This is a genomic window from Paenibacillus sp. FSL P4-0184, assembly GCF_038004625.1.
Classification (GTDB): domain Bacteria; phylum Bacillota; class Bacilli; order Paenibacillales; family Paenibacillaceae; genus Paenibacillus_AQ.
In genome coordinates this window covers 1,389,242-1,402,500 of the sequence record NZ_JBBORN010000001.1, presented here as the reverse complement: position 1 = coordinate 1,402,500, position 13,259 = coordinate 1,389,242, and the positions used below count along the sequence as shown (strand labels likewise).

The 13,259-nt window shown below is 46.0% G+C and carries 13 protein-coding genes, 2 rRNA genes and 1 riboswitch (1 of these 16 cut by a window edge); of the genes, 13 read left to right on the top strand and 2 right to left on the bottom strand.

Going from position 1 to position 13,259, the window contains the following annotated elements; translation table 11 throughout:
* The 5 genes from MKY52_RS05960 to MKY52_RS05940 form a co-directional block, all read left to right on the top strand.
* Positions 1 to 258 (top strand): 23S ribosomal RNA (locus MKY52_RS05960) (it extends 2,661 nt beyond the left edge of the window).
* 126 nt (positions 259 to 384) lie between these two features.
* Positions 385 to 501: ribosomal RNA gene (gene rrf, locus MKY52_RS05955) — 5S ribosomal RNA — on the top strand.
* A 238-nt stretch (positions 502 to 739) separates the two neighbouring features.
* Complete coding sequence (locus tag MKY52_RS05950; RefSeq protein ID WP_341050392.1) at positions 740 to 1,495, top strand: acyl-[acyl-carrier-protein] thioesterase; 756 nt, start codon at positions 740 to 742, stop codon at positions 1,493 to 1,495.
* Positions 1,496 to 1,678: 183 nt separating this feature from the next.
* Complete coding sequence (locus tag MKY52_RS05945; protein WP_341050391.1) at positions 1,679 to 2,266, top strand: RNA polymerase sigma factor; 588 nt, start codon at positions 1,679 to 1,681, stop codon at positions 2,264 to 2,266.
* Complete coding sequence (locus MKY52_RS05940; protein ID WP_341050390.1) at positions 2,241 to 3,431, top strand: DUF4179 domain-containing protein; 1,191 nt, start codon at positions 2,241 to 2,243, stop codon at positions 3,429 to 3,431. Before MKY52_RS05945 ends, MKY52_RS05940 begins: the two co-directional genes overlap by 26 nt.
* Before the next feature lie 106 nt (positions 3,432 to 3,537).
* On the opposite strand, the gene MKY52_RS05935 is transcribed toward MKY52_RS05940, so the two are convergent.
* Entirely contained in the window at positions 3,538 to 4,455 is a 918-nt protein-coding gene (locus MKY52_RS05935) for an AraC family transcriptional regulator (RefSeq protein ID WP_341050389.1), read from the bottom strand.
* A gap of 47 nt (positions 4,456 to 4,502) precedes the next feature.
* Entirely contained in the window at positions 4,503 to 4,949 is a 447-nt protein-coding gene (gene tsaA, locus MKY52_RS05930; RefSeq protein ID WP_341050388.1) for a tRNA (N6-threonylcarbamoyladenosine(37)-N6)-methyltransferase TrmO, read from the bottom strand.
* Between the two features lie 127 nt (positions 4,950 to 5,076).
* On the opposite strand from tsaA, the gene MKY52_RS05925 reads away from it, so the two are divergent.
* The 8 genes from MKY52_RS05925 (at position 5,077) to purB (ending at position 13,077) form a co-directional block, all read left to right on the top strand.
* The gene (locus MKY52_RS05925; protein ID WP_341050387.1) at positions 5,077 to 7,212 is read left to right on the top strand and encodes a DNA topoisomerase III; all 2,136 of its coding nucleotides are present in this window, start codon (positions 5,077 to 5,079) and stop codon (positions 7,210 to 7,212) included.
* Positions 7,213 to 7,348: 136 nt separating this feature from the next.
* Positions 7,349 to 8,554: an MFS transporter gene (locus MKY52_RS05920; RefSeq protein WP_341050386.1), complete on the top strand. Its 1,206-nt coding sequence runs from the start codon at positions 7,349 to 7,351 to the stop codon at positions 8,552 to 8,554.
* Positions 8,555 to 8,666: 112 nt separating this feature from the next.
* Positions 8,667 to 8,930 carry a DUF1294 domain-containing protein gene (locus MKY52_RS05915; RefSeq protein WP_042193264.1) on the top strand — a complete coding sequence of 88 codons (264 nt, stop codon included), beginning with the start codon at positions 8,667 to 8,669 and terminating at the stop codon, positions 8,928 to 8,930.
* A gap of 40 nt (positions 8,931 to 8,970) precedes the next feature.
* Positions 8,971 to 9,405 (top strand): universal stress protein, encoded by a 435-nt coding sequence (locus MKY52_RS05910; RefSeq protein WP_042184737.1) that lies wholly within the window; start codon positions 8,971 to 8,973, stop codon positions 9,403 to 9,405.
* A 341-nt stretch (positions 9,406 to 9,746) separates the two neighbouring features.
* Positions 9,747 to 9,848: riboswitch (purine riboswitch) on the top strand.
* A 210-nt stretch (positions 9,849 to 10,058) separates the two neighbouring features.
* Positions 10,059 to 10,544 carry a 5-(carboxyamino)imidazole ribonucleotide mutase gene (gene purE, locus MKY52_RS05905; protein ID WP_042184739.1) on the top strand — a complete coding sequence of 162 codons (486 nt, stop codon included), beginning with the start codon at positions 10,059 to 10,061 and terminating at the stop codon, positions 10,542 to 10,544.
* Positions 10,522 to 10,752, top strand: a complete 231-nt coding sequence (locus MKY52_RS05900; protein WP_341053476.1) for a hypothetical protein — start codon at positions 10,522 to 10,524, stop codon at positions 10,750 to 10,752. Before purE ends, MKY52_RS05900 begins: the two co-directional genes overlap by 23 nt.
* Complete coding sequence (gene purK / locus MKY52_RS05895) at positions 10,655 to 11,776, top strand: 5-(carboxyamino)imidazole ribonucleotide synthase (protein ID WP_341053345.1); 1,122 nt, start codon at positions 10,655 to 10,657, stop codon at positions 11,774 to 11,776. Before MKY52_RS05900 ends, purK begins: the two co-directional genes overlap by 98 nt.
* Before the next feature lie 5 nt (positions 11,777 to 11,781).
* Positions 11,782 to 13,077 carry an adenylosuccinate lyase gene (gene purB / locus MKY52_RS05890; RefSeq protein WP_042124027.1) on the top strand — a complete coding sequence of 432 codons (1,296 nt, stop codon included), beginning with the start codon at positions 11,782 to 11,784 and terminating at the stop codon, positions 13,075 to 13,077.
* Positions 13,078 to 13,259: the final 182 nt, after the last annotated feature.

Here is a 13,259-nt window from a genome sequence, read left to right as displayed (position 1 = left end):
AAATTTGAGAGGAGCTGTCCTTAGTACGAGAGGACCGATGGACGTACCGCTGGTGCACCAGTTGTTTCGCCAGAAGCATGGCTGGGTAGCTACGTACGGACGGGATAAGCGCTGAAAGCATCTAAGCGTGAAGCCCCCCTCAAGATGAGATTTCCCAATTAGTAAGACCCCTTGAAGACGACGAGGTAGATAGGTTGAGGTGGAAGTGCAGTAATGCATGGAGCTGACCAATACTAATCGGTCGAGGGCTTATCCTATACTTAGAACGCAAATTCAATTCGGATTCAGTTTTCAGGCATCAAGCCTGGATTACGCTAAGAAATTTATTCGCACTTCTGGTGATGAATTAAGCTTCGGCGACAGCGTCTGTTTCACAGACGCATGTTTGGTGGCGATAGCGGAGGGGTTCCACGCGTACCCATCCCGAACACGACCGTTAAGCCCTCCAGCGCCGATGGTACTTGGACCGAAGGGTCCTGGGAGAGTAGGACGTTGCCAAGCACACGAAGCCATTGTTGATTTATCAACAATGGCTTTTTTGTTCCCTTTATCGCTTAATTTAAATAATGTGGATAAGTCATGGGGAAATAACAGAAAAATAAAAGTTACTAACATGTGGATGAAATAATAAAATATATTCAAAAATGAAAGTAGTCCCCAATTTATGTGGATAGAGCAGTGATATATGTGGATACTTCAAGTAAATGCAAGGATATTTTGCATGGTAGGAGGATAAACAATGGACAACAGTAGTAATCTTGTGTGGATAGAAGATTTTTCTGTACATGCGAGCGACACGGATTATCGTTCACAGGGTAAGTTATCCTTTATTTTGGATATCATGCAATGTGCGGCAGACTTCGCCGTGGGTAATTTGGGGATAAGTGTGGAAGAAATTCTGAGTGCAGGAATGGGCTGGATGATGATTACGTTAGATCTTGATTTTAAGCGTATTCCTCGCCCAAATGATGTGCTTAGCGTACATACCTGGAGTAAAGGTACTAAAGGGGCTTTATGGCAACGGGATTATCGTATTTTCGATGCAGATCATATAGAGGTTGCCACAGCGCGTTCTATATGGGCTTTAGTAGATATTGAGAAGAGAAAGATACTCAGACCGAACGCTCTTCCAGTTCAGGTTAAGCACTATAATGGCGATTCAGTAGGGGATATGCCTGTTAAGGTAACGATCCCTACTAATATTACTATGGAAGAAGCTTATCGGTATCAGGTAAGATATAGTGGGCTGGATAGCAACGGACATTTGAATAATGCCCGATACGGAGATTTATGTTGTGATGCACTCAGTTTAGCGGAATGGGATAATGCAGTGTTCACACGCTTCCGGATTACTTATCTACAAGAAGCTAAGTTTGGGGATGAACTGACTATTTTACGCTCAGCTGTAACGGATGATGGTATATATGTCCGTGGCCAGAATAGTGATATTGTATTTTTTGAAGCATGTATTGAGTTGAAAAATATAAATAAGTAAAAAGTTTATAAATATGGAATATTATTATAAAAGCGATTTCTCCGAGCATCAATCGGGGTAGTCGCTTTTTTTGTTGAAAAACAGATGGTGTTTATAACATATTTGGAAAAATTTTTGAGCCTGTCACAATTAAAGGGATCACAATCGTTATATAGTTGTAGTCAATAACAAGGAGGTGATTCTTTGGAACGTCGCAGCCCCGGGGTCCAAGTGAATCAAACAATAATTGAAGAGGCTATTGATCAGGTTCTTGCGGGTAACCGCGAAGCCTATAGAACTATAATACAAGCCTATGAAAGAAAGATTTATACGTATTGCTATTATATTTTGAGAAGTCATGAAGAAGCAGAGGATGCTGTGCAAGATATATTTGTAAAAGTGTATCAGGAACTCAGACGTTATGAGAAACGAGTCTCTTTTAATTCATGGCTGTATAAAGTGGCCTATCATCATTGTTTGGATCAGGTTCGCAAACGCAAACGAAGAAACCGTCTGTTGTCGCTATATAAAGAGCAGCAGCCGAAAACCTATTATAATCCTAACGAAGAGGAGCCATTGCAGAAGTTATTTATGGATGATCTGACAGCTGAAGAGAGCAATCTTCTGATTCTTAAGGTAGTAGAGCAGTACAGTTTTGAAGAAATGGGTCAGATTATGGATTGTAATTCAGCTACTTTACGCAAGAAATTTGAACGTCTACGCAAAAAGTTAGTCCGGCAAAGAATGAATGAAGGAGGAAGCCCTCATGGAGAAATGGCAAGATCCAACTGAAAGTCAGAAGATGGAGCACATTCGTCAAACATTCCAAAATCATGAAATGCCGGTAGACAGTTTCAGCGATTCAATTATGAAGCGAATAGGAGACGAGGGAATGGAAAAGCGAGCGTCAAGAAAAAGTGGGAATAAGTTCCTGAAAAAATCATTGGTGGCTGCCGCGGCAGCAGCAGTGTTGGGTGCGGGAATAATCGGTAGCGGATTTATATCCCCAGTCATGGCTGAAACGTTAAAGCAGATTCCTGTTGTAGGAAGTATTTTCAAGGGGATTGACGATAAAGGTCTAAATGCTGCTGAAGAAAAAGGATTATCTACTGCGCCTAACCAAAGCGTTACCCATGATGGAGTGACCTTGAAGGTTACCGATGCCTATTATGACGGCTCGCGGTTGGCTTTTGCGATTGAACGGGAAGGCATTGATAAGGATAAGATGATGGCAGAAATGATTATTGAACCGATTGAATTCGATCCAGCGGTAAAAGAACAGCAGTATGCGAAAGTGACAATGAACCAGTCCGAAAAAGGGTTGTTGGGTTCAGCAGAAGTGAAATTGCCGAATGGAAAGAATCTGGAGGCCCAAATGTCGTCTTTTGGCGATGTTGAGGGTAAAAAGAATGCTATTTTATACGATTATAGAAATCTAAATAATGTAGAGGCTTTGGGGAATGAATTTGAATTAAGCATCACTGTGCCGGTTACACAAATCGCAGAGCCTTTTGAAATCAAGGTGCCGGTGAAAAAAGTTACGGAAGGAATTATCAAGCTTGATCTGAACCAAACAAAAGAGGCAGAAGAATTCAGTTATACGATTACCAAGCTGGAATTAACTCCAGCCACAAGCAGATTACAGCTCAGCGAAGAAGGTAAAGCGCCAACTGTGAAAGAAAAGGATGGATACACAACCTCTGAAATGTTCTATGAAATTGTTGATGAACTAGGCAATGCATTTTCTTCGAGTGGGTCATTCAACTTGCCGGCTATAGTCTATCCTATGGTAGACAAAGATTTCAGTCCGTTCCCACAAACACCAAAAACAATTACAGTTAAGCCGTTTACTTACTCCATTGATGAGAGCCATAAAGCATTAAGAGATGAAGAAGGAAAACAAGTTAAACATTATTATCCGGAGCTTGAACAAACGATTCAGGTGGAGCAAGAGTAACTATTAATTCCATAAGCAAAAAAAGTCCGTGTCTGCATAGCAGATACGGGCTTTTTGTTAAAAGATAAGAATTTATAAGCTAAACAACTATAATATCTTTATATTTCTAAGAGAAACGGTTGTCATTTATAAAAGACGACAACGTAGTCTCTTCTTGTAAAAATTCTAACGGAATGTAGATTTCACTCACCGAGTTTTCGTTATCTGGTCCAAGGTACAATCCACCATAAAATTCCAATTCAAATGGAATGGACATCCTGTATTCTGTTTTCGGCAGCCAGATTCCGTAGATATATTTATATGTAGAAGGGATATCACAAGAGCGGCCTTTATGGATGAATTTAAGATAACGTATAGGTGGTAAGATCTGAAGGGGGAAAGTCTGATTGTGGTCTGCATTTATAGGATTAAGTTTGCAGGCACACATGATCGAAAAACCGCTACTCTCATAGTCGTCTGGCCAGAAGCCAAGCTGATAATATTTTTCAGGTTGTATTCTATCAGATATAGTATCTACCATACTGAAAAGCAAAGGCCAAGTATCAGAAATGACGGAGAAATCATGGTCTACTTTAACTACGGGTCCTTGAAGTATAATTTCCCCTAAATCAACGAGCTGGGGGGAAAGATCGCTATCAGAAAGGACTTGAAGTAGATCCTGTTCATATAGTCTAGGCAACAAAGGGAGTTTCGTTTTATTAATTCTTTTTCGAACAAGAGAGGGAGTCGTGTGCAGCATTCTTTTGAAGGCACGAGTAAAGGTCTCATAGTTACTAAAGTTATAGTCTAATGAGATGTCCTGGAGTGAGCGTTCTGGCATTCGGTGAATGTCCAAGGCTGCTTCAGTAATTTTGCGTCTGGCTATATAGTCGCCGGGTGCTATCCCAGTGACTGCTTGAAATAGGCGGGTGAAATGATAAAGTGAGTATCCCATTTCTTTGGAAAGGACAGCTACAGGAAGAAGCGTGTTTAAGCGATCCTCAATGAGATCTAATGCTTGAATGATTAGTTGGCGATTGTTCAAGAGATGCCCTCCCATAACAGTTAGAAATGGTGTCCAACACGATTACTTCAATTATTTGTTGTCCAGTCCCCCCAATTAGCAGCCCAATCGGGAACGGTCACTTCCATTACGCGATCGGCACTAGGAAAATAAGCTTTGATGTCGAGGATTGGTGTGTCAGGATAGGCATCAAGTCCAGCCACCTCTACGATGCCAGAAGCTTCATCGACAGAGAGGATTGCTGCTACACTAAGCCCAATTGGATTAGGTCGAATAGGGGAACGGGAAGCGAATACTCCAGTTAATGTTTCGTCATAAGGAGGCTGAATCTGTGTAGTCTGGCGGAATTGATCATCTGCAAACTCGTGCAGCCACCAAAGCAATTGGCAATGACTAAATTGAGATAAACCTTTAAGCGCCGGGCTAAATTCCGGTTTGATTTCCAGTCGCAAATTATGTGGTGTACCTCTAACCGATCCTATAGATACTATATTATAGCTTTCTTGTTCATTCATTGACTATGACTCCTTTCGGGTATCAGATATGATCTAGTGTATAACAGAGGCATACGGTAAAGCCTGACGATATTTGCTAACATTCATTTAATGATATAATGAAATTTGATGTGGAAAGGGGAGCATTATGAAGACATTAGTATTGGCGGAGAAGCCGTCTGTTGCACGCGAGATCGCACGAGTCATGGGATGTAATAATAAACAGAAGAGCTATATTGAAGGTCCAAAATATGTGGTTACCTGGGCACTGGGTCATTTAGTCGGCCTGGCAGAGCCTGAAGATTATAATAAAAAGTTTGCAACTTGGGCTTTGGAGGATTTGCCGATTTTGCCGGAGAAGGCAAAGCTGAAGGTGCTGCGTGAGACCAACCAGCAATACAAAGCTGTTCAGCATCTAATGAAGCGTCAGGATATTGAGGAGCTTGTGGTAGCTACGGATGCTGCTCGTGAAGGAGAACTGTTGGCACGTTGGATTATGAATATGGCGGGGTGGAAAAAGCCATTCCGGCGGCTGTGGATATCCTCGCAGACTGATAAGGCGATTAAAGAGGGATTTGCAATGCTCCGCCCAGGTCGCGATTTTGATCGTCTGTATGAATCTGCACGTTGCCGCGCAGAGGCGGATTGGATGATTGGACTGAATGTCACGAGAGCTTTAACATGTAAGTTCGGTTCGCCGCTCTCCGCAGGGCGGGTACAAACGCCGACATTAGGGATGATCATGGATCGTGAACAGGAGATTACGGGTTTCCGTTCCGTTGATTTTGAGACGCTGACTGCTGATTTTGGAGATTTCCAAGCGGCATGGCGGGCCAGTAACGGCGATGGTCGGATATTTGAAAAGGATAAGACGGCAAGTCTAAAGGATAAGCTTACTGGACGCAGCGGCCGTATTAATAAGGTACAGAAGAGTGAGAAGAGCGAACCTCATCCACTCGCTTATGATCTGACTGAATTGCAGCGCGATGCGAACCGGAAGTTCGGCTTCTCCGCGAAGCAGACCTCCAGTGTGCTTCAGCGGTTATATGAGCAGCATAAGCTTGTCACTTACCCGCGTACGGACAGTCGTTACTTAACATCAGATATGACGGGCACACTCAAGGAAAGATTGGACAGTGTAGCAGTCGGCCCATATGCTGCGTTGGCACGTCCACTGCTTCGCAAACCGCTGCCGATTACGAAGCGAATCGTGGATGATAGCAAAGTAAGCGATCACCATGCTATTATTCCGACAGAGCAGACCGTATTGTTAAATGGTCTGAGTACTGAGGAACGTAAGCTGTATGATCTGATTGTACGGCGTTTTATTAGCTTGTTCTACCCACCAGCTCGCTATGATGCGGTAGCTGTCACCGTCAACGTGGAAGGCGAAAGCTTCCATGTCAAAGGGACGACGGTAAAAGATGCCGGTTGGCGTGATGTGTACGGCGGAGATATGAGTAACGATGACGACGAGGAGCCATCGGACGAGCCAGCAGCTGGGAGTGTGAAGCTACCTGAGCTGCGCGAAGGGGCAACTGTCACGATTGGCCGCTGTATGGTTCGTCCTGGACGAACACAGCCACCGAAGCGATATAACGAAGCTTCGCTTTTGACGCAAATGGAGAAGCACGGACTGGGAACCCCGGCAACCCGCGCGGATATTATCGAGAAGCTGGTTAGCTCCGATACCATTGAACGCCAAGGGAATCTGCTGCATCCGACTGGTAAAGGCAAGCAGCTTATTGAGTTGGTATCCACACAGCTACGGACACCAGATCTAACCGCGCGCTGGGAAGCTGAGCTGGAGAAAATAGCGCGTGGTCAAGGCAAGCCGGAGCTCTTCTTGCAAGGCATCCGCAGTATGGCACAGGAGCTGGTAACTGGCGTCAAAACTAGTGGAGCAGAATATAAACCGCATAATGTCTCGAACAGTAATTGTCCGGAATGTGGTACAAGACTGCTGGAGAAAAAGAGCAAACGTGGCAAGCTGCTTGTATGCCCTGCAGATAACTGTGGTTATACCCGTGCCGGAGAGAAAAGATTATCGAATCGCCGCTGTCCACAGTGCCATAAGAAGATGGAGCTTAAAGAGGGTAAAGCAGGTATGTTCGTACAATGTCTGGGCTGTGGAATCACAGAAACCTTGGATAAAGACCACAAGCATGTAAATAAACGTGAACAGCAAAAGCTGGTGCAGCAATATAGTAAGCAAGAAAGCATTGGCTCTAACCTTGGGGAACTGCTGAAAGCAGCGCTTGAAGGGCAAAAGAAGGATAAGTAAAGAGGTTCGCATGTATTGTAATAAAAAGGCTGCTGAGTGTGCTCAGTAGCCTTTTTTCTGTCCGCGTAAGTTTTTGTGGTCTACAGATAGGCTTTGAATTAGAATGTTAAGCAAATACATAGAGCAGGTGATTAGGGTGGCAGCTGAACAACAAGTGGATCAACTAAAAGCAGCAGGTAGCCCAGAGGGGCAGGGAGGCAGTAAGTTTTTCTTTCTCGTTATTGTATTTATGTTTTGGTTCTCTTCTTATATTTATGTTCCGGTACTATCCCCTTATGTGGAGCATTTGGGAGCATCATATTTTATGGTGGGCATGGTGCTTGGCGTATATGGGTTAATGCAGATTCTGTTCCGACTGCCGATTGGCATCGGTTCGGATTATTTGAATCGGCGTCGTCCGTTTATCTACCTGGGACTGATTGCGAGCGGAGCCAGCTGCTTTCTTTTTATGTGGGGAGCACAGCCTGGTTGGGCATTGGCAGCACGTGCAGTATCCGGTATAGCGGCTTCCGCATGGGTTGTGTACACTGTGATGTTCGCGGGATATTTCCCGAAAGAGGAAGCTGGAAAAGCGATGGGCATGCTGCAATTCACTACGGTAATCGCCCAATTGACCAGTATGATGATCAGTGGCTATATGGTGGAGCATTGGGGCTGGAATACCCCGTTTCTGATTGGTGGATTTGTAGCTATTGCGGCGCTGCTGCTTGCTCTGCGGTTACCTGAACAAAAACAGGAGAAACGGCAAAGTGCGATCCAGATCAAGGACTTAGCGGGTGTTATGAAGGAGCCACTTCTGGTAAGAGTTTCTCTGTTGTCAGTGTTGGCACACTGTGTGCTATTCATAACGATGTTCGGATATACGCCAAACCAAGCTCTGAATATCGGAGCAAGTAAAGAAAGCTTGGGCTGGCTGACGCTCGCTTTTATGATTCCGCATGCTGTCGCGACCCTCTATGGCTCACGGACATTTGGTAGGCTGCTAGGAGACCGGGGCACGCTTCTCTTAGCCTTCGCGGGAAGTGCATTGTTTACACTTCTTATTCCTTCAATGCCGACGCTAGCGACGCTCTGTCTGACTCAGGTAGGAAACGGATTTATGCAGGGACTTATTTTTCCATTGTTGCTCGGCAAGTCGGTGTCAGAAGTAGATCCATATAAGCGTGCAACAGCTATGGGCTTCTATCAGGCGGTTTATGCAATAGGTATGTCGGCAGGGCCTTTCGTGGCAGGCTGGATGAGCGCTCTTTATGGCTTGACCGGAGGGTTCTGGCTGGGTGGAATTGCGGCGGCCTTGGCTGCGGTGTTGTCATGGATATGGATGAAGGATGCGAAGCAGTGAAAAGAAAGAGGCAGGTAGCGAAGTTATCAGAGCGTGTAAGGATGATTGGTTTTTTGTGAAAAAGAGGAATATAATAGAGATAGATAGGAAGCAAGGAGGAGAGCCCGGGAGAATGGTCAAGGTTATAATGTTGTGGTTTGTGGTAATTAATATTATCGGATATGTAGTGATGTCCGAAGACAAGAACAAAGCCCGTAAACGGCGAGAACGTGTACCTGAGAAGACACTTTTTCTGCTGGCAGCTATGGGCGGGGCACTAGGCGTGCTGATTGCCATGTATCGTAAGCGCCACAAGACGCGACATATGTCCTTTAGGATCGGAATTCCGTTACTTCTGTTGCTGAATATCTTTTTGTACAGCTATTTTTTAAGGTGATAGTCTTAATGATTACAAACTAGAAAAAGAGGTGGCGTACATGTTATTCTCTAAAATTTTACTCGCCTATGATGGATCTAAGGCTTCTAATCAAGCATTGGAGCGCGCAATTGAACTCGCAAAAGTAACTCCGGGCTCTACAATGCATGTCGTACACGCATTTGAATTCCCAAGATTTTTTATCGGAGAAGCTCTAGCACCACTACCGGCTTCAGTAAATAAAGAATATTATGATTTAGCAGTGCAGACTACGGAAGAAGTCAAGGGACGCCTTGAGGCTGAAGGCTTGAATGCTGAGGTTGAGCTATTACAAGGATCCCCCGCTGAAGTGATTTTGAAATATGCTAAAGAACATGCTATAGATGTAATTGTTATCGGCAGCCGCGGACTTGGCGGAATACGTGAATTTGTTCTGGGTAGTGTCAGCCATAATGTAGTACAAAGCGCCCGCATTCCAGTGCTGGTTGTAAAATAACATAGAGTAAAAAGGGACGCTTATGGCGTTCCTTTTTTCAAATATAAGAAAGTATATGTTTCACACTATACTTTATCCTTATATTTCTCGCATAAACGCTAACCGTCATACAGGGACGCCAAAGGCATTTATACTTGATTATTAAGAAACGAAATGACTACATGAAGCCTATTCTACAGTTAATATAACATCTGTTGTTAGAGCTAATAGTGTACGGAAAGAAGTCTTTATCATCAAAATAAGTGGTTATTGAGAAATTAAATACGCCTAAAAGCGAACGATTATTAATCGGAATTTACCAATGTTCGTGTTTGAGTTGACATCCTGTGTAGGGGATTGTTAAACTGATGTCATGAGCAACTCGTATAAAACCGGGGATATGGCCCGGAAGTTTCTACCCGGGAACCGTAAATTACCGGACTACGAGGAAATAGGATGATAGAATGCGGCAATGCGGTCCGGGTAACGGAATGATGCATTATGCCATTTTCCGCGCTTAATGCAGCCTAATGATAGGCACGCGGATTATTTTTTCCTAATTTCTTTACTAGTCCGATCCTCCCGCAGCAAAATGCGTCTGGTCATCGGGCTTTTTTTATTCGAATTTACAAGATAAAGATATCCATACTAGTGACTGGAAGGTAGGTCGAATCATGTCTGTGCAGGTAGCTGTTATCATGGGCAGTAAATCGGATTGGGATACGATGGAGCACGCTTGTGCGGTGCTTGAAGAGCTGGGATTATCTTATGAGAAGAAGGTAGTATCTGCGCACCGGACGCCGGACTTGATGTTCAGCTATGCGGAGGAAGCCGCGGGCCGGGGTATTCGCGTCATTATTGCAGGAGCGGGTGGTGCTGCGCATTTGCCGGGTATGGTGGCAGCAAAGACGATCCTGCCTGTGATTGGAGTGCCAGTGCAGTCGAAGGCGCTTAATGGGCTTGATTCGCTTCTCTCCATCGTGCAGATGCCAGGAGGCATTCCTGTGGCAACGGTAGCCATTGGTAAGGCAGGAGCCATTAATGCAGGCCTCCTGGCTGCACAGATTATCGGAGCATTCGATCCAGAAGTGCAGCAGCGCGCGCAGCTACGGCGGGATGCGATCCGCGACGAAGTCCTTGAAAGCAGCGACAGCTTATGAGACCGGAGGAGCTGAAGCTGCAGGAGGCTGGCGGCGTTACTTCGCCAGCAGCTATGGATGCGTCCGGCACGGACACCGTCCGGACGCTACTGCCCGGCGCGACCGTCGGCGTGCTCGGCGGCGGGCAGCTCGGGCGCATGATGGCGCTGGCTGGCAGCGCCATGGGGTACCGGTTCGTGGCGCTGGACCCTGCACCGGATGCGCCTAGCGGTCAAGTCACGCCGCAGATTACAGCGGCATATAACGACCGGGACGCGGCGCGGGAGCTAGCCCGCCGCTCGGACGTCATCACGTACGAGTTCGAGAACGTCGACGCGGGCGTTGCCGCGCTGCTGACGGAGGAATCGTACGTGCCGCAGGGCAGCGCGCTGCTGTATACGACGCAGCATCGGCTGCGTGAAAAAGCCGCCATCGAGGCGGCAGGCGTACCCGTCGCCCCGTACCGGAAGGTGGATAGCCTTGCGGAGCTGAAAGTGGCGGCGGCTGAACTTGGACTACCTTGTGTGCTGAAGACAGCCACAGGCGGTTATGACGGCAAGGGACAAGCCGTGATCCGTCAGGAAGAAGAGCTGGAAGAAGCCTTCCGGCAAGTAGTACCCGGAGCCGTTGTGCCGGAGCTGGTGCTTGAGAAGTTTGTAGCTTTTAAGTGTGAAATATCCGTTGTTGCTGCACGCAGTGCTTCTGGGGAGGTTAAGAGCTTCCCACCGTCGGAAAATATTCATGTGAATAATATTTTGCATCTGTCCATTGTGCCTGCAAGAGTGGCAGAGGACATTCAGCGGAGAGCATGCGAATTGGCAGAGACATTAATCGCTGGACTTGATGCGGTTGGACTGCTGGCAGTAGAAATGTTCGTCACAGAGGACGGACAATTGTACGTCAATGAGTTAGCACCAAGGCCGCATAACTCCGGGCATTACACCATGGATGCTTGCGCGACTTCACAGTTCGAGCAGCATGTCCGGGCGATTTGTAATCTGCCGCTGGGCGATACAACGCTTTTGACACCTGTAGTTATGGTAAATGTACTAGGCCAGCATTTGGCTGGCGCGATTAAAGCGACCTGTACACAGGACGAAAAAGATAATAAGCTGGGTGTTGTACCTAAGCTTCATATATATGGCAAGACTGAGAGTAAGACCGGCCGCAAGATGGGCCATATCAATCTGCTCTGCAAGGATACCGGAGACGGCTTGTCCTGGGTGGAGCAATCTAAACTTTGGAGGAACTAAAGAATATGATCGAACGTTACAGCAGACCTGAGATGCGAGCTATTTGGACGGAGGAAAATAAATTCAAAGCGTGGCTGGAAGTTGAAATTTGCGCTTGTGAAGCATGGGCTGAGCTAGGAGTTATCCCGCACGAAGACGCAGCTAAACTGCGTAAAGACGCTAAATTCGATATCGCACGCATTGATGAAATAGAACAAGAGACACGTCATGACGTTATAGCATTTACACGCGCGGTTTCCGAAAGCCTAGGCGCAGAACGCAAATGGGTTCACTACGGTCTTACTTCTACTGACGTGGTAGATACGGCGCTAGGTTACTTGCTGCGTCAAGCGAATGAAATTCTAGAGAAGGATATCATCAACTTTATTGAGATCCTTAAAGATAAGGCTATTGCCTACAAAGATACACCGATGATGGGTCGTACACATGGCGTTCATGCCGAGCCAACCACCTTCGGTCTGAAAATGGCGCTTTGGTACGAAGAAATGAAACGTAACCTGGAGCGTTTCCGCCATGCTGCGAACGGTGTGCAGTTTGGTAAAATCTCCGGTGCCGTTGGTACGTACGCGAACATCGATCCTTTCGTAGAAGAATTCGTTTGCCGCAAGCTCGGCACAAGCCCAGCTCCAATTTCTACACAAACGTTACAGCGTGACCGTCATGCTGAATACATGGCTGCTCTTGCTTTGGTAGCGACATCGTTAGACAAATTCGCTACTGAAATCCGCGCTCTGCAAAAGAGTGAGATTCGTGAAGTGGAAGAAGCCTTTGCCAAAGGTCAAAAGGGTTCCTCCGCTATGCCTCACAAACGGAATCCCATTGGTTGTGAGAACATTTCCGGTCTGTCCCGCGTCATTCGCGGACATATGGTTACAGCTTACGAGAACGTGCCACTCTGGCATGAACGCGATATTTCGCACTCCTCTGTGGAACGTATCATCCTTCCGGATGCAACGATGCTGCTCAACTACATGCTGAACCGTTTCGGTAACATCGTGAAGAACCTGACTGTATTCCCAGAGAATATGAAGCGTAACATGAACCGTACGTTCGGTGTTCCTTTCTCCGGTCGGATCTTGACTAAACTGATCGACAAAGGCCTTAGCCGTGAGCAAGCATACGATACCGTTCAACCGCGTGCTATGCAAGCATGGGAAGAGCAAAAACAATTCCGCGATATCGTGGAAGCTACACCTGAGATCACTAACGTTCTTACCCCAGAAGAGATTGAAGATGCATTTAACCCTTCTTGGCACCTTAAGCATGTGGACACCATCTTCCGCAAGCTAGAGCTTATCTAAAAAAAAGATAGGTTAGTGGTGAACTAAGGAGTTAGATATAAAGGAAATTGGTCGAATGGTGTAATGGAGAGGAAGTTTGGAACTGTAGAAGCGTTAGCGTTCGCCTTTATGGTTGGATTTCTACCGCGAAGAGCGGTTTAAATCAGGAAATCCAACCATAACAGCGATCGGAAGTCCAAACA

Excerpts from the sequence above, each read along its gene's own strand:
- tsaA (WP_341050388.1), bottom strand. The coding sequence starts at position 4,949 with ATGAATGAACAAGAAAGCTATAATATAGTATCTATAGGATCGGTTAGA.
- MKY52_RS05915 (WP_042193264.1), top strand. The coding sequence starts at position 8,667 with ATGGTCAAGGTTATAATGTTGTGGTTTGTGGTAATTAATATTATCGGA.
- purB (WP_042124027.1), top strand. The coding sequence starts at position 11,782 with ATGATCGAACGTTACAGCAGACCTGAGATGCGAGCTATTTGGACGGAG.
- MKY52_RS05910 (WP_042184737.1), top strand. The coding sequence starts at position 8,971 with ATGTTATTCTCTAAAATTTTACTCGCCTATGATGGATCTAAGGCTTCT.
- MKY52_RS05940 (WP_341050390.1), top strand. The coding sequence starts at position 2,241 with ATGGAGAAATGGCAAGATCCAACTGAAAGTCAGAAGATGGAGCACATT.
- purE (WP_042184739.1), top strand. The coding sequence starts at position 10,059 with ATGTCTGTGCAGGTAGCTGTTATCATGGGCAGTAAATCGGATTGGGAT.
- MKY52_RS05950 (WP_341050392.1), top strand. The coding sequence starts at position 740 with ATGGACAACAGTAGTAATCTTGTGTGGATAGAAGATTTTTCTGTACAT.
- MKY52_RS05925 (WP_341050387.1), top strand. The coding sequence starts at position 5,077 with ATGAAGACATTAGTATTGGCGGAGAAGCCGTCTGTTGCACGCGAGATC.